The following is a 21,618-nucleotide window of genomic DNA, read 5'->3' as shown; positions in this document are numbered from 1 at the left end:
GCGCCGTTACGCGCCGGCCGCACCGCCCGAGGACGCCCCGGTCAGGAGGCCCCGCCCGCCATCCGTTCACGCAGGCTGCGCGGCCGCATATCGGTCCACACCTCGTCGACGTACGCGGCGCACTCGTCCTTGGTGCCCTCCTTGCCGACGGGGCGCCAGCCCTCGGGCACCTCGAGGTCGGCGGGCCACAGCGAGTACTGGTCCTCGTCGTTGCGCAGCACCTGGAAGCGGGCGTTGTCGTCCATGGTCGTTCTCTCCTGTCGGTGATCGGTCGGATCGGAGATGGTCGGTGAGGTAACGGATGGCGGTCAGTCGGCCTTCGTCGGCTGCCCCTCCTCATGGCGCCGGGACAGCGTGCGCAGGGTCGGGCTGGCGGTGGCCAGGACGGCCGCGGCGGCCATCCCCGCCGCGCAGAGCAGGATCGCCCGGTCGCCCGGCACGATCTGGGCGAGCGATCCGCCCAGCGCGGGACCCGCCGCGCCCGCGGCACCGCAGGCCAGCACGAGTGTGCTGGTGAGCCTGCCGCGCAGCTCGTCCGGGGTGCGCAGCAGTTGATCGGTCATGATCGCGGTGTTGGCCGTCGGGGGGAACAGCGCCATCAGGGCGAACAGCACCCCGATGAGATAGCCGCTGTCCAGCAGCGCGGTGACCGGGGCGCACACGGCCAGGGCCCAGAACACCGCGACGATGGCGCCGTACGAGCCCAGTTTCCGGTACAGCACGGGCGCCACCAGCGCGCCCACCACCCCGCCCACCCCGAGCATGGCCGCCATCACCCCCACCTCCCCCGAGGGCACCCCCCGGGACTCGGCGAGCACGATGACGACGAGATAGAAGGCGCTGAAGAACAGGTTGAGCACCACCGCGCACGCCACGGTGACCCGGATCCTGCGCTCCCGCCACACCCACCGCAGCCCGGCCAGCGCCTCACGGCCCAGCGGGCCCACCCCGCCGGGGGGCCGTTCGCGCCGGGGCAGCCGGACGAAGAGCAGCGCGACGAAGGAGAGCGTATGTGTCACGGCATCCAGCAGGAAGGGGACGAACCGCCCCACGGCGAACAGGAATCCGCCGGTCGCGGTGCCCGCCAACTGACCCATGGAGGCACGTGCCGTGTTCATCGCCACCGCAGTGGGCAGATGGTCGTCCGCCACCAGGGCGGGCAGTGACGCGTTCTCCGCCGGTTCGAAGAGCGCCGCGCTCGCCCCGAACACCGCCGCCACGGCCACCATGTGCCAGACGGTGGCCGCACCGGCCCACACGGCGACCACCAGGCTGATGGCGGAGACCGCCTGGGCCGCCTCGCAGCCCAGCATGATGGCCTTGCGGTCGTAGCGGTCCACCAGGACACCGGCCGGGAGCCCCACCACCATCTGCGCGGCGGCGATGGTTCCCATGACCAGACCGGAGGCGGCGGCCGAGCCGGTGAGCGCGAGGACCAGCAGCGGAAACGCGATCACCGCCGCGTGGAAGCCGAACTCCGAGAGCGCCTGACTGCCCCACAGCAGCCGGTAGTCCCGGTTGCGCGAGAGGGGAACCGGCGGGGACACCGGCGGGGCCGCGGTCATACGGCGCCCCGGCAGTCCTCGGCGATCCGGCGCAGCGTCTCCGCGAAGTCCCCGGCCACCGCCTCCACGGTCGCCTTCTCGTGCACATCGGGGCGGTAGCGCCAGGTGAAGCCGAGCCGGCCGTCCTGCACCGCGCCCACCACCTCGAGCAGATGGGAGCCGCCCTCGCGCGGGTCGTGGTCCTGGCCGAACGACCCGTGCTCGGCGTGCACCAGACCGCCCTGCGACTGCGCCGACCGGGCGTCCCACTGGCCCAGGTAGTTGAACACGATCTGCGGCCCGGCGCCGTGACGGGACAGCCGCTCGCGCAGCTCGGGCGGGCCGAAGGCCCGTAGCGCCCCGAAGCCGAAGCCGTTGCCGGGGACGGTCCGCAGCCGCCGCCGGACCGACTTGACCAGACCGCGCCAGTCGGCCGGGCCGCCCTCGGGGATGTCCGGCAGCTCGAAGGAGACCGGGTACATGGTGGTGAACCAGCCCACCGTACGGGAGAGATCGACCCCGTCCAGGATGTCCTCGCGCCCATGGCCCTCCAGCTCCACCGAGACCCGCTCCTGGCCCGTCCAGCGGGACAGCGCCCGTGCGAGGGCGGCGAGCAGCACATCGTTGATCCGGGTGCGATAGGCGGTGGGCGCCGACCGCAGCAGCGCCTCGGTGTCCCGCTCGTCGAGCTCGACCGGCACCGTACGGATCTCGGCCCCCGGCGCGGCCACCTGATGGTCGACCGGCAGTGGCCGGGCGTCCAGCGCCCCGCACCAGTGGTCGGCCTCATGGTCCAGGGCACCGCCCGCGACATGCTCGGCGAGCCCCCTCGCCCAGTCGCGGAAGGCGGTGGTCCTGGAGCCGAGGTCCACCGGTTCGCCCCGTACGCCCTGCTGATAGGCGATGTCCAGATCGTCCAGCAGGATCCGCCAGGACACCCCGTCGATGACCAGATGGTGTGCGGTCAGGAAGAGGAACGGCCGCCGGCCCGCGCCGAAGCGGAACAGCGCGGCCTTCAGCAGCGGCCCCCGGCCGAGGTCGAAGTCCGCGTGGAGCGCGTCGGCCGCCTTCTCCATCGCCGCGTCCGCCTCCCGGGCCGCCAGACCGGACAGGTCATGGCGGTCCAGGACGGTGACCTCGGACTCCGGTTCCGGGACGTGGCCGCGCCACTCGCCGCCCTCCTCGGTGAACCGGGTGCGCAGCGCGTCATGGTGGACCACAAGCGCGGCCAGCGCCCCCGCCAGCGCCTTCTCGTCCGGCTCCTGGCGCAGCTCCAGCAGCGTGGACTGGTTGAAGTGGTGTGGATTCACGGTGTGGGTGGCGAAGAACCAGCGCTGGATCGGGGTGAGCGGAAGCGACCCGGTCACCGGCTCCGCACGGACCTCGTCCCGCTCGGCCGTGGCCACGGTGGCGAGCGCGGCCACCGACTGATGGGCGAACAGATCCTTGGTGGTCAGCCGGAGCCCGGCCTGGCGGGCACGGGAGACCACCTGGATGCTGAGGATGGAATCCCCGCCGAGGTCGAAGAAGTTGTCCTCCACGCCCACCCGTTCCAGACCGAGCACATCCGCCCAGATGTCCGCGATCCGGTGCTCCATCGGGGTGCGCGGGGCGACATGGCCCGCACCGGAGGTGACGGGCGCCGGATCCGGATCGGGCAGGGCCCGGCGGTCGACCTTGCCGTGGGCGGTGAGCGGAAGGGCGTCCAGGGTGGCGAACGCGGAGGGCACCATATGGGACGGCAGGGTCCGCCCCAAGCCCTCGCGCAGCGAGGCGGCGGTCGGCGCGGCGCCCGGCGCCGGGACGACATAGCCCACCAGGTGCTTCCCACCGGAGGGCTGCTCCGGAGTCGGGGCGGTCTCGCGTACGGCGACCACCGCTTCCCGTACCTCCGGGCTGCTCCGCAGCGCGCTCTCCACCTCGCCGAGTTCGATCCGGAAGCCCCGCACCTTGACCTGGTCATCGGCCCGGCCCAGGAACCTCAGCTCACCGTCGCCGGTCCACCGCACCACATCGCCGGTGCGGTACATCCGGCCGCCCGCCGGGCCGAACGGATCGGCCACGAACCGTGTGGCAGTCAGCCCCGGACGGCCCAGATAGCCGCGCGCCAGACCCGCGCCCGCCACATACAGCTCCCCGGCCACGCCCACCGGCACCGGGCGCAGCGCCTCGTCCAGCACATGGACCCGGGTGTTCGGGATCGGCCGGCCGATCGGCGGCGCCCCCGACCCCGCCGTGAGCGGCCCGGACCAGGTGCTCACCACCGTGGCCTCCGTCGGGCCGTAGGAGTTGACCAGGCGCCGGCCCGGCGCCCAGCGGTCCACCAGCTCGGCGGAGCAGGCGTCACCGCCGACGATCAGGGTGCGCAGCTCCGGCAGCCCCGCCCGCCACGCCGCCTCCGGAACGGTGGCCAGCGCGGCCGGGGGGATCAGCGCATGGGTGATCCGCTGCCCGCCCAGTACCTCGGCCAGCCGCTCGCCCAGCAGCGGGCCCTCGTCACCGATCACCAGCGTCGCGCCACGGGGCAGCGAGACACACAGCTCCAGGACGGAGGCGTCGAAGCTGGGGGAGGAGAACTGGAGCACACGGTCCCCGGCCCGCACGTCGTAGTGCGCGGCCGCGGCCGCCGAGAAACTGGCCAGCCCCGCATGGGTGACCACGACCGCCTTGGGCACACCGGTGGATCCGGAGGTGTAGATGACATACGCGGGATGGTCCGGCGTCAGGCCGCGGCCGGGTGGTGGCCCGGCGGGACCGTCCTCGGTCCACACCGAGGCCGCCTCGTCGAGCACCACCGAGGGCGCGGCGTCCCGCAGCATGAACGCCACCCGCTCCTCGGGATAGCCGGGGTCGACCGGCAGGAACGCACCGCCCGCCTTCGCCACGGCCAACTGCGCCACCAGCATCTCCACCGAGCGCGGCAGCACCAGCGCCACCAGCCGCTCCGGCCCCACACCCTGGCCGATCAGCCGGTGCGCAAGACGGTTCGCGGCCGACTCCAGCTCGGCGAAGGTGAGATCGCCCTTCCCGTACCGTACGGCCGTGGCGTCGGGGGAGAGGGCCGCCTGCCGCTCGAACAGCTCGCGCAGCGTGGCCGGGTCCACCTCCCGCCGGGTGTCGTTCCACTCGACCAGGGTGCGCCGCAGTTCGGCCGGGGTGGTCAGCGGCAGCGCGCCCACCGGCCGCCGCGGATCCTCGGCGATTCCGGCGAGGAGCGTGCGCAGGGCCGTGCCCATCCGCTCCACGGTCGAGGCGTCGAACAGATCGGTGCTGTAGCCGATCAGCCCGCGCAGCACGCCTCCCTCGGCCTGCGCGAACTCGAAGGTCAGGTCGAAGGCGGCGGTGTCGGTGTCCAGCTCCACATCCGCCAGCTCAAGACCGGGCAGCTCCAGGGCCCGGCCCGGGGCGTTCTGAAGCACCACCATCGCCTGGAACAGCGGTGTCCGGCTGGTGTCCCGGACCGGCCGCACCTCGTCCACCACCCGCTCGAACGGCACCGCCTGATGGGCGAACGCGTCCAGGACGGTGCCGCGCACCTCGGCCAGGAAGTCGCCGAAGGGGGCGTGCGGATCGACCGTGGAGCGCAGCACCAGCGTGTTGACGAAGAAGCCGATCAGCCGCTCCACCTCGGGGCGCTCCCGACCCGAGGTGACGGTGCCCACGGCGATGTCCCGCCCGCCCGACAGCCGGGCCAGCAGGATCTGGGACGCCGCCACCAGCGTCATGAACAGGGTGGTTCCGCGCGCCTGCCCGAACTCCTTGAGACGCAGGCTCACGTCGGCGGGCACCGTGAACTCCGCGGTCGAGCCGTGCTTCGTCCGCACCGCGGGCCGGGGCCGGTCGGTGGGCAGCTCCAGCGGCGGGACCCCGGCCAACTGGCGGGTCCAGTAGGCCAGTTCCTCATCCGCGCGGGGAGCGGTCAGCTCGGCGCGCTGCCAGGCGGCGAAGTCCGCGTAGTGCACCGGCAGCGGGGGCAGCGCCGCGGGCTCACCGCTCAGCGCCGCCCGGTACAGCTCCCGCAGATCGCCGGTGAGCACACCGGTGGACCAGCCGTCGGTGATGATGTGATGCAGCGTCAGGCTCAGCACATGCTCCCGGTCGCCGAGCCGGATCAGCCCGGTCCGCAGCAGTGGTCCGCGCCGCAGATCGAACGGGCGCGCCCGTTCGTACGCCAGCAGCTCCACCAGCTCCGCCTCCCGCCCGTCGGCGGGGAGGTGGGACAGATCGTACGGGTCGAGCCGGATCTCCCAGGGGCCGTGCACGATCTGCACCCCGCGTCCGTCCACCGTGTCGAAGGTGGTCCGCAGCGACTCATGCCGCGCCACCAGCGCGGTCAGCGCCGCGCCGAGCGCCTCCACATCGAGGGCTCCGCGCATCCGCAGCGCCAGCGGGGTGATGTACTCGGCGCTGTCCGGCGCGAAGGAGTCCAGGAACCACAGACGTTGCTGCGGATACGACAGCGGCAGCTCCCCGTCCCGGGCCACCGGTGTGATCGCGGCGGGCCGGTCCCCGGCGCGGCCGTCCGCGCCACCGAGCGCCTCGGCCAGGGCGGCGACGGTCGGATGGGTGAACACCAGGCGGGGCGAGGGCTCCACCCCGAGCACCTCCCGCAGCCGTGAGGTGAGCCGGATGGAGAGGATCGAGTCGCCGCCCAGCTCGAAGAAGTTGTCCAAGGCGCCGACCCGTTCCACCTCCAGCACCTCGGCCCACACCGCGGCCACGGCCTGTTCGGCCCCCTCGCGCGGTGCGCGGTAGGGCGTGCGGCGGATGTCCGGCCCCGGGGCGGGCAGCGCCGCGCGGTCCAGCTTCCCGGTGGGGCCGAGCGGCAGCGCGTCCAGCGGGACGACGGTGGACGGCACCATATAGTCCGGGAGCCGCTGCGCCGCGTACGTCCGCAGCCGCGCACCGTCCACCGCCCCGTCGCCACCGGCCACCACATAGGCCACCAGCCGCTTCCCACCGGGACCGCCGCTCCGGGCGACGACCGCGACATCCGCCACCTCCGGATGCCCGGCCAGCACCCCCTCCACCTCGCCCGGCTCGATCCGGAAGCCACGGACCTTGACCTGGTCATCGGCGCGGCCGAGGAACTCCACCGTGCCGTCCGGCCGCCGGCGCGCCAGATCGCCGGTGCGGTACATCCGCTCCCCGGCGGGCCCGTACGGATCGGCGAGGAACGTCGCGGCGGTCGGACCGGGACGGCCGAGGTAGCCACGCGCCACCCCTTCCCCGGCGATGAAAAGCTCCCCGACCACACCCGGCGGCACGATCCCCAGCCGCGCGTCCAGGACGTGGACCCGCATGTTGTCCAGTGGCCGGCCGATCGGCACCACCTCGGGCACCTCGTCGGCGCGGGACATCGGGAAGGACGTGGCGAAGGTCGTCGTCTCGGTCGGCCCGTACCCGTCCACCACGGTCAGCCCGGGGCAGCGGTCCAGCACCCGGCGCACCGAGGCCGCGGGCACCACATCGCCGCCCGTCCACACCTCGCGCAGCCCCGCGAAGCAGTCCGGCGCGTCCTGCGCCAGCAGCCGGAACAGCCCGGCGGTCAGCCAGAGTCCGGTGATCCCCTGTGCTGCCACCAGCCGGCGTACCGCTGCGGCGTCCAGCTCGCCCGATGTCACCACCACCCGGCCACCGCCCAGCAGCGGCACCCACATCTCGTAGGTGGCGGCGTCGAACGCCACCGGCGAGTGCAGCGGCACCCGCTCATGCCCGCCACCGGCGAAGGCCCGGTCCAGGGCGAGCGCCGCCACATCGCGATGGCGCACCCCCACGGCCTTGGGCACCCCGGTCGACCCGGAGGTGAACATCACATACGCCAACTGGTCCCGGTGCACCGGCACCGCGTGTGCCGGCGGCTCGCCCTCCCGCGCGGCGGCCACCTCCTCCGGCGTCAGCACGACCGCGGCGCCCGCCTGGTCCAGCAGTGTCCGCCGCCGATCGCCCGGGGCGCGGACGTCCACCGGTACGTACACCCCACCGGCCCTGACCACCGCGAGCTGGGCCACGACCAGCTCCACCGACCGGTCCATGAGCAGCGCCACCCGGTCCTCCGGCCGCAGCCCGGACCGCACCAGATGTCCCGCCAACCGGCCCGCCCAGTCGTCGAGTCGGGCATAGCTGAGCGAGGTGGCGCCGTCGGTCACGGCGACGGCGTCCGGGGCACGCCGGACCCGCTCGGCGAACAGCTCGGCCAGTGAGCCCTCCGGCAGCGGCCGGGCGGTGGCATTCCACTCGCCCATCGCCCGTCGGCGCTCCGCCGACGTCAGCAGCGGCAGCTCGGCCAGCGACCGTCCGGCGCCGTCCGCGATCCCGGTCAGCAGCGTCTGGAGATGGGCCGCCGCCCGCTCCACCGTGGCCGCGTCGAACAGCGCCGGATCGTAGGCGATGTCGAAGCCCAGCCGGTCGCCGAGATAGGCCCGCAGACACAGCGGGAAACTGGTGGAGTCCTCGGCCCGCACCTCCCGGACACGGATCCCGGCACCGGCCGCCGACGCCTCGTCGAACGGGTAGTTCTCGAACACCACCATGCTGTCGAAGAGCGCCTCACCGGCCGGAAGCGCGCTGAGGGCCTGGATCCGGGGGAGGGCGACGAAGTCGAAGCGGCGGGACTCGCTCTGCTGCTCCTGAAGCTCCCGCAGCCACTCCACGACCTCACGGCCGCCCTCGGCCACGGCCCGGGTGGGGACCGTGTTGATGAACATGCCGACCATCGTCTCCACGCCCGGCAGCCCCTCCGGACGGCCCGAGACGGTGGTGCCGAACACCACATCGCGCTCACCGCCGTACCGCGACAGCAGCAGCGCCCACGCCCCCTGCACCACCGTGTTGACCGTCAGCCCGCCGTCGCGCGCCGTCTCCCGCAGCCGGGCGGACACCTCCTCGGTCAGCTCCAGCCGGGTCAGCGCGGTCGAGGTGGTGCGATGCGCCTCCCGGGGCGGCCGGTCGTACGGCAGCGGCGTGCGGGCGCCGAACCCCGCCAGCACCCCGCGCCAGTGGCGCTCCGCCCGCGACTGGTCCTGCCCGCGCAGCCAGCGCAGAAAGTCCCGGAAGGGGCGGCGCGCGGCCGGCTGCGGTGTGCGTCCGGCCACGAGCGCCGCGTAGGTCTCGCACACCTCGGCGAAGATCTGCCCGGTGCTCCAGCCGTCCAGCATCAGATGGTGTGCGGTCCACACCAGCATGACCTCGTCATCGGGCAGCCCGGCCACCGCGATCCGGCTCAGCGGGGCCGAGGCGAGTGCCATCCCGGCGGCGCGGTCCTCGGCCAGCAGCAGGCCCAGCGCCTCCTCCCGCGCGGACCGCGTCAGCCCCCGCCAGTCCAGCCGGACGGTGGGCAGCTCGGCCTGGCGGTGGACGAGCTGGACGGGCTCGGCGAGCCCCTCCCAGCGGACGGAACTGCGTAAGCCCGGCGTACGGTCCACCACCCGCTGCCACGCGTCGGCGAAGGCGTCCGGGTCGGCGATCCCGCCGATCCGGATGGCGATCTGGTCGAAGTAGGCGCCACCGGTGGCACCGCTGTCCACGAGGCCATGGAAGAGCATGCCGGCCTGGAGCGGGGTCAGCGGATAGACGTCCTCCACCGCGCCGCCGTCACCGGCGATCAGATCCACCTGGCGCTGGTCGAGCCGGGCGAGCGGGAAGTCGGACGGCGTGCGCCCGCCCGCGCCGGGCTCCGCGCAGTGCGCCACGATCTCCTTCAGCGCGGCCAGACAGTCATCGGCGAGCCCGCGCACGGTGGCCTCGTCGTACATCCGGGATGGATAGCTCCAGCCCAGCTCCAGACGGCCGTCCTGGACCGCGCCGGTGACCTCCAGCAGACATGGCCGGGTCTCCCCGGGCGGGGCGTCCTGGCCGGTCACGGGGAGGGCGGCGCGGTAGAGGCCGGGGGCGGCGCCGTCGTCGTCCGCCGCCACATCCCACTGGCCGTGGTAGTTGAAGACGAGCTGCGGCGACGGGCCGTCCCGCAGCTCCCCGGCCGGGGAGCCCTCGGGAGCCAGATGGCGCAGCGCTCCGTAGCCGAGCCCGTGATGCGGGACGGCGCGCAACTGCTCCTTGACGGACCGGAGGGTGTCGCGCCACCCCGCCTCGGCATCGACGGCCAGCGCGAGCGGGTACTCGGAGGTGAACCAGCCGACCGTACGGGAGAGGTCCAGGTCCTCGAAGAGATCCTCGCGGCCGTGTCCCTCCACGCCGATCAGCACCGTGTCCCCACCGGTCCAGCGCGCGAGCGCCCGGCCGAGCGCGCCCAGCAGCACATCGTTGATCCGCGTCCGGTAGACACCGGGGACCTGGCGCAGCAGCGCCTCGGTCTCGGCCCGGCCGAGGACCGTGGTCACCGTGGCCGCCGTCTCATGGGTGTTGGGGCCCTCGCGGTCGACGGGGAGCGCGGCGGGCGCGGACCGCGCCACACCCGTCCAGTACTCCAGATCGCCGTCGAGCCCGCCGGAGCGCACGTGTTCCGCGAGCCGGGCGGCCCACCGGGTGAAGGCGCTGCTCGCCGGGGGCAGGGTGGCCGGGCCACCGGCGGCGGCGCGGCGGTAGGCGGTCTCCAGATCGCCGAGCAGAACCCGCCAGGACACGCCGTCCACCACCAGATGATGGGCGGTGAGCAGCAGCTCGGACGGCCGCCCGGGGCCGAAGGCGAACAGCAGCACCCGCAGCACCGCCCCCTCGCCGATGTCCAGCCCCGTCTGTGCCGCGACCGTGGCCTCCCGTACGGCGGCGGCGCGCGCCGCGTCGTCCAGACCCGACAGGTCGTGCCGCTCCAGGACACCGGCGGGGGCGGCGGGCAGAACCTCCTGCCGCCACCGGCCGTCGACGGCCAGGAAGCGGGTGCGCAGCGCCGCGTGCTGCGCCACCAGGGCGTCCACCGCCTGCCGCAGGGCGGCCTCGTCGAGGTCGCCGGTGAGCTCCAGCCGGTGGCTCATGGTGAAGTGGTGCCGCTCGCCGGGCCGCCGCCCGTCCAGATACCAGTGCTGGATCGGGGTCAGCGGCGCCGGTCCGGCCACCGCCCCGGCGGGCTCCGGAAGCGGCTGCCGCTCGGCGGTCTCGACGCTCAACGCGAGTTCCGCGATGGTCTGGTGGCGGAAGACGTCCTTGGAGGTGAGGGTCAGCCCGGCCTGGCGGGCGCGGGAGACGATCTGGATGCTGAGGATCGAATCGCCGCCCAGGGCGAAGAAGTTGTCCTCCACACCCACCTGGGGGACGCCCAGCACCTCGGCCCAGACGCCCGCCAGCACCGTCTCGGCATGGGTGCGGGGCGCCACATACGGCGAGCCCTGCTCAGGCCGGTCGCAGGGAGCGGGCAGCGCGCGCCGGTCGACCTTGCCGCTGTCGGTGCGGGGCATCCGCTTCAGCGTCACGAAGGCGGCCGGGACCATGTAGTCGGGCAGGGTGCGCTTGAGCCGGGCGCGCAGTTCCACCGGACCGGGGAAATCGGCGGCCGGAGCGGGCGAGTCGGCGGCCGGAGCGGTGGAATCGGTGGCCGGGTCGGTGGAATCGGCGGCCACCAGATAGGCCACCAGCCGCCGGTGGCCGGTGTCCTCTCGGGCCACGACCACCGCCTCCTGGATCGCCGGATGGTCCAGCAGCGCGGCCTCGATCTCCCCGGGCTCGATCCGCAACCCACGGATCTTGAGCTGCTCGTCGGCGCGGCCGAGGAACTCCAGCGCCCCCTCCGTCGTCCAGCGCGCCCGGTCGCCGGTGCGGTACATCCGGCTGCCGGGAGGGCCGTACGGATCGGCGACGAAATGCCCAGCGGTGAGCCCGGGGCGGCGCAGATAGCCGCGGGCGACCTGGGCCCCGGCCAGATGGAGTTCACCGGGGATACCGGGCGGCACCGGCCGCAGCGCGCCGTCCAGGACGTACGCCCGCAGATTGCGGCCGGGCCGTCCGATGAGCGGGCGCTCGCCGAGACCGGCCAGATCGCCGTAGACCGCGTCCACGGTGCATTCGGTGGGCCCGTAGAAGTTGTACGCCGCCACGCCCGGCACCGCGCGCAGCTTCCGCCACAGCGCCGTCCCGAGGGCCTCGCCGCCCACCATGACGATCCGGGGGCGGTGGCGGCCCCGGGCGAACAGCCCGGCCGCCATCAGCTCATGGAGGTACGACGGGGTGAGGTCGACGAAGTCCACGCCATGGGCGTCGATCAGCGCCACGAGGGCGGCCGGGTCGAGCCGTACCGCGTCGTCGACCAGATGCACCTCCTGGCCGGCGGCCAGGAACACCGCGCCCTCCCAGGAGGTGTCGAAGGAGAACGCGGCGGTCAGCGCCGCGCGCAGCGGACGGCCCGCCTCGGCCCGGTGCGGTGCGATGAGCTCGGCCGCGTGGTCGAGGCAGAGGTTGACCAACTGGCGGTGTTCGACGGCGACGCCCTTGGGGCGGCCGGTGGACCCCGAGGTGTAGGTGATGTACGCGGTGTGCCCGGGGAGCAGCGGGGAGGGCCGGTCGGCGTCGGTGGGATCGGTGTCCGGCAGCCCGTCCAGGGGCGCGTCCCGCAGGACCTCGGGAGTGAGGACGACCTCGGGCGCGGCGTCCTCCAGCAGGAATCGCGCGCGCTCGGCGGGCAGTTCGGGGTCGACGTACAGGTGCGTACCGCCCGACTTGAGGACGGCGAGCAGGGCCACCATCAGATCGGCGGTGCGCGGCAGCCTGACCGCCACCACCTTCTCCGGACCCACGCCGAGGTGGATCAGATGGTGGGCCAGCCGGTTGGCGCGGGCGCCCAGCCCCGCGAAGTCGTAGGTGGCGTCGGCGGCCACCAGCGCGGTGGCGCCCGGGGTGCGGGCGGCCTGCTCCTCGAAGAGACGGGGGAAGGTGGTGTCCGCCACCGCGAGCGCGGTGTCGTTCCACTCCTCCAGCACCGTCCGCCGCTCCCCGGCGGTCAGCAGCGGCAGTTCGCCCACCGGCAGCCCGGGGTCCTCGGCCACCGCTTCCAGCAGCAGCCGCAGTTGGCGGGTCATCCGCTCCACGGTGGCCGCGTCGAACAGGTCGGTGTTGTACTCCACGAAACCGGTCAGGGCGCCGAGGTGTTCCACGAAGTCGAAGCCCAGATCGAAACCGGCGGTCCGGCCGGGAACCCGGACGGCCTCCACGCTGAGACCCGGCAGCTCCGGCACCTCCGCGCCCAGATTGTGCAGCGCCACCATGACCTGGAAGAGCGGGGTGCGGCTGGTGTCCCGCTCCGGCTGGAGCGCGTCCACGATCCGCTCGAACGGCACGTCCTGGTGGGCGAAGGCGTCCAGTACGGTGCCCCGCACCCGGGTGAGCAGCTCCTCGAAGGTCTGGTCGGCCTCCACCCGGGTGCGCAGCACCAGCGTGTTCACGAACATCCCGACCAGATGCTCCAGTTCGGGGCGCTCCCGTCCCGACGTCACGGTGCCCACCGCGATGTCCTGCCGGCCCGACCAGCGGGCGAGCAGCACCTGGCAGGTGGCGAGGAGCGTCATGAAGAGGGTGGCATCGCCGCGCCGCCCGGCCGCGCGCAGCCGTTCCACCAGCCCGGCGGGCAGGGTGAACTCCAGCAGCGCCCCGTTTTTGGTCTGCACGGCCGGCCGCGGACGGTCGGTCGGCAGCTCCAGCGGCGCCAGCTCGGCCAGCCGCGCCCGCCAGTACTCCAACTGCGGCTCCACCGCCGCCGCGCCACCGAGCGGATCGCGCTGCCACGCCGCGTAGTCGGCGTAACCCAGCGGCAGCGGGGCGAGCGCGGGCGGTCGTGCCATGACCGCCGCGCCGTACAGCTCGCTCAGATCGGCGCCGATGACGGCGGTGGACCAGCCGTCCGTGACGATGTGGTGCATCGTCAGGGTGAGGACGTGCTCCTCGTCGTCCAGTCGGATCAGGGACGCCCGCAGCAGCGGGCCGGTGCGCAGGTCGAAGGGGGTGGCGCCGTCCCGTTCCAGCAGTCGTTCCAGCTCCCGCTCGCGGTCGGCCGCGGGACGGGCCGTGAGGTCGTGCGAGGGCAGCGCCACCGGGTACGGGTCGTGCACCCGCTGCACCCCGCGGCCGTCCACCTCGGCGAAGGTGGTGCGCAGCGGCTCGTGCCGGGCCACCAGTGAGTCCAGGGCGGTGCGCAGGGCGGCGGTGTCCAGGCGGCCGCGCAGCCGCAGCGCGAACGGTGTCACATACTCCGTACCGCCGTCGTCGAAGGAGTCCAGGAACCACAGCCGCGCCTGCGCGAAGGACAGCGGCAGCTCCCCATCCCGTGACACGGCCGGGATGGTGTCCGCGCTCCCGTGGATGGTGTCCGCGCTCCCGCCCTCCTCGGGCGCGGCCAGCGCGGCGGCGAGGCCGGCCACGGTGGTGTGGGTGAACAGGGCGCGCGGGGTGACGTCCGTGCCGAAGGCCGTCCGCAGCCGGGAAGCCACCCGGATGGCCAGGATCGAATCGCCGCCCAGGGCGAAGAAATCGTCCGTCGCCCCGGCCTCCTCGACCGGGAGGACCTCGGCCCACACCCGCGCCACCGTACGTTCGGCCTCGGTGCGCGGGGCGATCCGCTCGGCGCTCGCCGCGAAGCCGTCCGGGCCGGGCGCGGGCAGCGCGCCCCGGTCCAGCTTGCCGTTGACGGTCAGCGGCAGCGCGTCCAGGGATAGGAACGCCGCCGGAATCATCTGTGCGGGCAGCGACCGCTGGAGGAACTCCCGCAGCTCGGCGGCGTCCGGTGGCGCCGCCGCACCGGCGGCCACCACATAGGCCACCAGGCGCCGCACCCCGGGCTGGTCCTCCCGTACGGTCACCACCGCGTCGCCCACCCGCGGATGGGCCACCAGGGCGGCCTCGATCTCCCCGGGCTCGATCCGGAAACCGCGGATCTTCACCTGGTCGTCGGCGCGGCCCAGATACTCCAGCTTCCCGTCGGCGCTCCACCGGGCCCGGTCGCCGGTGCGGTACATCCGGCTCCCGGCGGGCCCGTGCGGATCGGCCACGAAACGGGACGCGGTCAGCCCCGGGCGGCGCAGATAGCCCCGGGCCAGCCCGGCCCCCGCCACATACAGCTCGCCCACCGCCCCCGGCGGCACCGGCCGAAGATCCTCGTCCAGCACATACACCCGCAGATCGGGGATGCCGGTGCCGATGGCGCTTCCGGCGGCCGCCACGACGGACGCGGTGGCGCGGTCCAGCGGGGCGTAGGTGACATGCACGGTGGTCTCGGTGATCCCGTACATGTTGACCAGCACCGGCGCGGTGTCCGGATGCCGCGCGTACCAGCCCGCCAGCCGCCGCGCGTCGAGCGCCTCACCACCGAACACCACGCGGCGCAGGGCGAGCCGGGCCCCGGGGTTCTCCTCGTCCGCGCGCATCAGCCCCTGGAAGGCGGACGGCGTCTGGCTGAGCACCGTCACCCGCTCGTCCACCAGCAGCCGCAGGAACTCCTCCGGGGAGCGGGAGACGGCGTACGGCACGACCACGAGCCGGCCGCCGTGCAGCAGCGGCCCCCAGATCTCCCAGACGGAGAAGTCGAAGGCGTAACTGTGGAACAGCGTCCACACATCGCTCGCGTCGAACGAGAACCACGCTTGGGTCCGGGAGAACAGCCGGACCACATTGGCGTGCGGGATCACCACGCCCTTGGGCACACCCGTGGACCCGGAGGTGTAGATGGCGTAGGCGGGGCTGTCGGGCAGCGGTCCCGAACCGGCCGGGACGGCGGCGGGCAGGCCCTCCAGATCGGCGATCAGGGCGGGGTCGTCCAGACTCAGCCGGGCCACGGCGGTGTCCTCGCCGAGCCGCGCCTCCAGGGCGGCGGTGGTCAGCAGGACGACCGGTTCGGCGTCGGCGAGCATCCGGGCGATCCGGCCGGACGGCTGGTCCGGGTCGAGCGGCAGATAGGCCGCCCCCGTCTTCAGCACCGCCACGATCGCCACGATCATCTCCGGCGAACGGGGCAGCGCCAGCGCCACATACCGCTCCCGCCCGGCGCCCTCGGCGATGAGCCGGTGCGCCAACCGGCTCGCCCGCGCGTCGAGTTCGGCGTACGACAGCGATTCCCCGGCGCAGGAGACGGCGATGGCCCCGGGGGTGCGGGCGGCCTGCTCCTCGAACAGCTCCACCAGGGTCCGCTCCGGCGTGGCTGTGGCCGCGTCGCCGCCCCACTCCACCAGGATCCGCCGGCGCTCCTCGCCGGTGGTCCACGGCAGCGCCCGCAGCGGACGGTCGGTGTCCGCCGCTATCGCCGTGAGCAGCAGGCACAGCCGGTCGGCGAGCGCGGCCGCGGTCCGGGCGTCGAACAGCCCCGGGTCGTAGCCGAGATCGAAGCCCAGCCGGTCGGAGAGATGCGCCCGCAGACTCAGGCCGAAGTTGGTCGCGTCGACGGACCGCACCTCGACGATCCGCAGCCCCGCCTCGCGCGCCGATGAGTCGTCGAAGGGGTAGTTCTCGAAGGCCACCATGGAGTCGAAGAGCGGGGTCCCGGCCGGTAGCTCGCTCCAGCCCGACACCTGCGCCAGCGAGACGGATTCATGGCGCCGGGACGCGGACTGCGCCATCTGGAGCTCCCGCAGCCAGTCACCGGTGTGCCGGGCGGCGTCCACCCGGACCCGGGTCGGCAGGGTGTTGATGAACATCCCCACCATCGACTCGACCCCGGCCAGCTCCGCCGGGCGGCCCGAGACGGTGGTGCCGAAGACCACGTCCTCCACACCGTCGTACCGGGACAGCAGCAGCGCCCAGGCGCCCTGCACGATCGTGTTGACGGTCAGGCCGCCGCTCCGGGCCGTACGGCGCAGCTCCTCCGACGCCTCGCGGGTGAGCGCCACCGCCACGGTCGCCGAGGACCGGGCCCGGTGGGACTCCACGGCCACGCGATCGCGGGGGAGCGGGGTCGGCGCGGTGAAGCCCGCGAGCAACTCCCGCCAATGGTGCTCGGCTTCCTGCCCGTCCTGCCCGGCCAGCCACTGGAGATAGTCGCGGAACGGCCGGCGGGCGGGGAGCGCCGGGGCATGGCCCCGGGTGGCCGCGGTGTACCGCTCGCACACCTCGGTGAACACCTGCGCCAGGCTCCAGCCGTCCAGGACCAGATGGTGCGAGGTCCAGATCAGCACCACCCGGGCGTCGGTCAGCCGGGCGATGGCCAGCCGCATCAGCGGCGGCGCGGCCAGATCGATGCCCCGGGCCAGGTCCTCGGCGCGGAAGCGCTCCAGCTCGGCCTCGCGCCGCTCATCGGAGCGCCCGCGCCAGTCCAGCAGGGTCACGGGCACCTCGGCCCGGTGGCGGACGATCTGGAGCGGGCGCTCCACACCCTCCCAGACGACACCACCGCGGAGCACCGGAGTGCGGTCCACCGTCTCCTGCCAGGCCCGGGCGAACGCCTCCGGGTCGCGGATTCCCTCCAGGGTCAGCACTGCCTGGTCGAGGTAGACGTCCTCCGCGCCGCCGACCAGCCGGTGGAAGAGCATGCCCTCCTGAAGCGGCGTCAGCGGATAGACATCCTCGATCTCCCGTCCGTCGCCCACCAGCCGGTCGACCGCGGCCTGGTCCAGCCGGGCCAGGGGGAAGTCGGACGGCGTCCGGCCGCCCGCGCCCGGCCCGTCGCAGTGCGCCACGATCTCCCGCAGCGCCGTGAGCATGCCGTCCGCGAGCCGCCGCACCGTGGCCGCGTCATGGACCCGGTCGGAGAACAGCCAGGTCAGCTCCAGCTCGCCGGCCGCCACCACGGCGGACACATCGAGCGGATACACCGACGGCTCATCGGCGGCCAGATCCCGCCCCAGGCTTTCTCCGGTGAGCGTGAACGCGCCACCGTCCCCGCCCGGGCCCCACTGGCCGTGGTAGTTGAAGCAGATGCCCGGCAGCGGCGCGTCGGCGAGCGCCCGCGCGGGGGAGTCCGGGGCGCTCAGATACGCCAGCGCCTCATAGCTCAGCCCCCGGTGCGGCAGTGCGCGCAACTGCTCCTTGACCGACCTCAGCACCGCGCCCCAGCCATCCCCGGGCAGCGTCAGCGCCACCGGGTACTGCGTGGTGAACCAGCCCACGGTCCGGGACAGCTCGACGGCCGCGTCCAGATCCTCACGGCCATGGCCCTCCATGGCCACCAGCACCCGGTCCTCGCCCGTCCAGTCGGCGAGCACCCGCCCCAGCGCGCCGAGCAGCACATCGTTGATCTGCGTCCGGTACACCCCGGGCACCCGGCGCAGCAGCCCGTCGGTGACCTCGCGGTCGAGCGTCACGCGCACGGTGTGGGTGGACCCGGCCGTGGCCGTGCCCGGGCGGTCCACCGGAAGGTCCGCGCCGCCCGCCTCCCGTACGTCCTCCCAGTACGCCAGATCGCCGTCCAGCAGCCCCTCCCGCACCTGCTCGCCCAGCCGGTGGGCCCAGGTGGTGAAGGCGGTGGAGGCGGGCTCCAGGCGCACCGGCTCCCCGGCGGCGGCCTGCCGGTAGGCGCTCTCCAGATCGCCCAGCAGAATGCGCCACGAGACGCTGTCCACGGCCAGATGGTGTGCGGTGAGGAACAGCCGCGGCCGGGCCCCCGCCCCGCGCCGGAGCAGGGCGCCGCGCAGCAACGCCCCCGTGGTCAGGTCGAGTTCGGCGCGGGCGGCCTCCGCGGCCACCTCGGCCGCGGCCGTCTCCTCGGCCCCGTCGAGCCCGGACAGGTCGTGGCGCAGCAGCAACGGCCCGTTCGCCACGCCGTCCGCGAGCTGCCGCCACCCGCCGTCGTCGCCCTGGACGAACCGGGTGCGCAGGGCCGGGTGGTGCGCGACCACGGCGTCCAGCGCCGCCTCCAGCGCGCCCTCGTCCAGGTCGTGGGGCAGCTCGAGGACCATCGACATGGTGAAGTGGCGCAGCGGGCCATGGGTGGCGAAGAACCACTGCTGGATCGGGGTGAGCGGGGCCGGACTCGCGACGTCCACCGCCTCGTCGGCGGGGGCGCCGGGCGCGCTGCGCGGTGTCACGGCGGCGGCCAGCTCGGCGATGGTCTGGTGCAGGAAGACATCCCGCGAGGTGAGCGCGAGCCCGGCCCGGCGGGCGCGGGAGACGATCTGGATGCTGAGGATCGAATCCCCGCCCAGCTCGAAGAAGTTGTCGCCGACCCCCACCGCTTGGGCGCCCAGCACCTCGGCCCAGATCCGGGCGAGCTCCCGCTCCGTCTCCGTGCGCGGGGCCTCGGTGGCCCGCTCCGGCCGGTCCGCGTCGAGCCGTGGGGCGGGCAGCGCCCGGCGGTCCAGCTTGCCGCTGGCGTTGAGCGGCATGGCGTCCAGGGCGACGAAGGCACCGGGGACCATATGGCCGGGCAGAGTGCGCCCGAGGGCCGTACGCAGCTCGGTGGAGGCGGGCGGCTCACCGCCCGGCGCGGGCACGTAGTAGGCGGCCAGCCGGGTGTGGCCGCGGTCGTCGGTCACCGCGACGACGGCCGCCTCGGCGAGGGCCGGGAGGTCGAGCAACGCCGCCTCGATCTCGCCCGGTTCGATCCGGTGGCCCCGGATCTTCACCTGGTCGTCCGCGCGGCCGAGGCAGTCCAGCTCCCCGTCGGCGGTCCAGCGGGCCAGGTCGCCGGTGCGGTACATCCGGCTCCCGGCGGGCCCGTACGGATCGGCCACGAAGCGGGACGCGGTCAGCCCGGGACGGCCCCGGTACCCCCGGGCCACCTGCTCACCGGCCAGATACAGCTCACCCGCCACCCCCGCCGGCACCGGCTCGAGCCGCGAGTCGAGCACATGGGCACGCAGATTGCCCAGCGGCCGGCCCACCACCGGCCGCCCGGCGCCGCCGATCCGGGCGGCGAGCGCGTCGATGGTGCACTCGGTCGGACCGTAGAAGTTGTACGCCGTCGTGCCCGGGGCGTCCGCCAGCCGCCGCCACAGCGACGGGCCGAGCGCCTCGCCACCCAGCATCAGCACCCGCGGGCGGTGCCGGGGGTGGTCCAGCAGCCCGGCCGGAAGAAGCTGCCGCAGATAGGAGGGGGTGAGGTCGAGGAAGTCGATACGGTGCTCGGCGATGCGCTCCACCAGGGCGGCCGGATCGAGCCGGGTGGCCTCGTCGATGAGGTGCAGCTCATGGCCGTCCGCCAGCAGCAGCAGCCCCTCCAGCGAGGTGTCGAAGGAGAACGAGGCGGTCAGCGCCGCGCGCAGCGGCCCGCCGCCCGCCTCGGCCACAAAGCCCTGGCGGTGGCTCACCAGCAGATTGACCATCGACCGGTGCTCCACGGCCACCCCCTTGGGGCGGCCGGTGGAGCCGGAAGTGTACAGGACGTAGGCAGCGCTGTCGGAGTGGAGAGCGGCGGTCCGGTCCGCGTCCGTGGGATCGGCCGTCGGCAGGGTGTCGGGGACAGCGCGCAGGGCGGCCTCGTCGAGCACCAGCACCGGTTCGGCGTCGGCCAGCAGGAACGCGATGCGCTCGGCGGGGAGTTCCGGGTCGAGGGGCAGATAGACCCCGCCCGCCTTGAGCACCCCCAGGATCGCCACGACCATGTCGGAGGTCCGGGGCAGCTTCACCCCGACGACGCGCTCCGGGCCCACGCCCTGGGCGATCAGATGGTGCGCCAGCCGGTTGGCGGACGTGTTCAGCCCCGCGAAGTCATAGGTGGCGTCGGAGGCCACCAGCGCCGTCGCATCCGGGGTACGGGCCGCCTGCGCCTCGAACATCGCCGGGAACGTGGCCGGTTCGACCGCCATCGCAAGGCCGCGTCCGGCGGCCGTCATCCGCCGCCGCTCGCCGTCCGTGAGCAGGGGCAGCTCCCGCACCGGCCGGTCCGGATCGGCGGCCACCCCGTCGAGCAGCACCAGCAGATGGCCCGCCATCCGCTCGGCGGTCGCCGTGTCGAACAGCTCGGTGCTGTACTCCAGCAGCCCCCGCAACTCCGCCCCATCCGGCCCGGATTCGACGAATTCGACGCTGAGGTCGAAGGTGGCCGACCGCCGGGGCACATCCACGCTCGCCGCTTCAAGCCCGGACAGCCGGGGCGCGCCGCGCGGGGCGCTGTGCAGCAGCACCATCACATCGAACAGCGGATTGCGGCCCGCCTCCCGGCGCGCCCCCACGGCCTCCACCAGCCGCTGGTACGGCGTCTCGGCATGGGCGAAGGCGTCCAGCACCGTGGCCCCGGCGTCGGCCAGCAGCTCACGGTAGGAACGGGCCGTGTCCACCGCGGAGCGCAGCACCACCGTGTTGACGAAGAAGCCGACGGCGCGCTCCAGTTCGGTGCGGCCACGGCCGGAGGTCACGGTGCCGATGGCGATGTCGTCCTGCCCCGACCAGCGGGCGAACAGCCCCTGGCAGGCGGCGACCAGCGCCGTGAACAGCGTGGTCCGCTCCCGCGCGGCAAGCGCGCGCAGCCGGTCCGCGGTGGCGCGGTCCACGGTGAACTCATGGACCGCCCCCGCCGAGGTGGGCGCCGCGGGCCGGGGCCGGTCGGTGGGCAGCTCCAGCGGGACGACGCCGTCCAGCCGCCCCTTCCAGTAGTCGAGCTGCCGGTCCAGCGCGGCCCCCGAGAGCCGCTCCCGCTGCCACACGGCGAAGTCGGGATACTGCACCGGCACCGGGGGCAGCGGCTCCGCGGCGTACAGCGTGCACAGCTCGTCCTGGAGCACCCCCATCGACCAGCCGTCGGTGACGATGTGATGGGCCGTGAGCAGCAGGATGTGCTCGTCCTCGGCCAGGCGGATCAGCAGCGCCCGCAGCGGCGGGCCGGTCCGCAGATCGAACGGCCGGGCGTACTCGGCCAACAGCAGCCGGTCCAGCGCCCCCGGCTCCCGGCCCGATCCGGTGAGGTCGGCCACCGGCAGGGGGACGGGCGCCGCCGGGCGCACCACCTGAGCGGGCCGCCCGTCGCCGTCGTCGAACGTGGTCCGCAGCGCCTCATGGCGCTCCACCAGGGCGTCCAGCGCCCCGGAGAGCGCCGCCACGTCCAGAACGCCGGTCAGCCGCAGCGCCAGCGCGCTGTTGTACCCCGCCTCCTCCGGCTGGAGGGTGTGCAGAAACCACAGCCGTTCCTGGGCGAAGGACAGCGGCAGCGGCCGCGCGCGGTCCGCGCGGGGAATGGCATCGGCGCGCCCGGCCTTGCCCGCGAGGCGGCGCCGGAGAGCCTCCCGCAGCTCCTCGGGCAGCGCGGCAGCGCGATCGTTCCTCGAAGACGTCATGT

The 21,618-nt window shown here is 74.1% G+C and carries 3 protein-coding genes; all 3 read right to left on the bottom strand.

The genetic code is table 11. The features are described 5' to 3' along the window. Window positions 1–41 precede the first annotated feature (41 nt). On the bottom strand, window positions 42–245 hold the full coding sequence (locus tag KN815_RS08945; RefSeq protein ID WP_216341218.1) for an MbtH family protein: 204 nt from the start codon (window positions 243–245) through the stop codon (window positions 42–44). Window positions 246–308: 63 nt separating this feature from the next. Beyond that, window positions 309–1,565, bottom strand: coding sequence for an MFS transporter (locus KN815_RS08940; protein ID WP_216341217.1), 1,257 nt, complete (start codon window positions 1,563–1,565; stop codon window positions 309–311). Beyond that, window positions 1,562–21,616 (bottom strand): non-ribosomal peptide synthase/polyketide synthase, encoded by a 20,055-nt coding sequence (locus KN815_RS08935; RefSeq protein ID WP_216341216.1) that lies wholly within the window; start codon window positions 21,614–21,616, stop codon window positions 1,562–1,564. The genes KN815_RS08940 and KN815_RS08935 overlap by 4 nt, the downstream gene beginning before the upstream one ends. Window positions 21,617–21,618: the final 2 nt, after the last annotated feature.

It is taken from the genome of Streptomyces niphimycinicus, assembly GCF_018883605.1.
Lineage (GTDB): Bacteria > Actinomycetota > Actinomycetes > Streptomycetales > Streptomycetaceae > Streptomyces > Streptomyces niphimycinicus.
The sequence above is the reverse complement of the archived record's forward strand: the minus strand, read 5'-3'. Positions and strand labels throughout refer to the sequence as shown.

Excerpts from the sequence above, each read along its gene's own strand:
- KN815_RS08935 (WP_216341216.1), bottom strand. The coding sequence starts at position 21,616 with ATGACGTCTTCGAGGAACGATCGCGCTGCCGCGCTGCCCGAGGAGCTG.
- KN815_RS08945 (WP_216341218.1), bottom strand. The coding sequence starts at position 245 with ATGGACGACAACGCCCGCTTCCAGGTGCTGCGCAACGACGAGGACCAG.
- KN815_RS08940 (WP_216341217.1), bottom strand. The coding sequence starts at position 1,565 with ATGACCGCGGCCCCGCCGGTGTCCCCGCCGGTTCCCCTCTCGCGCAAC.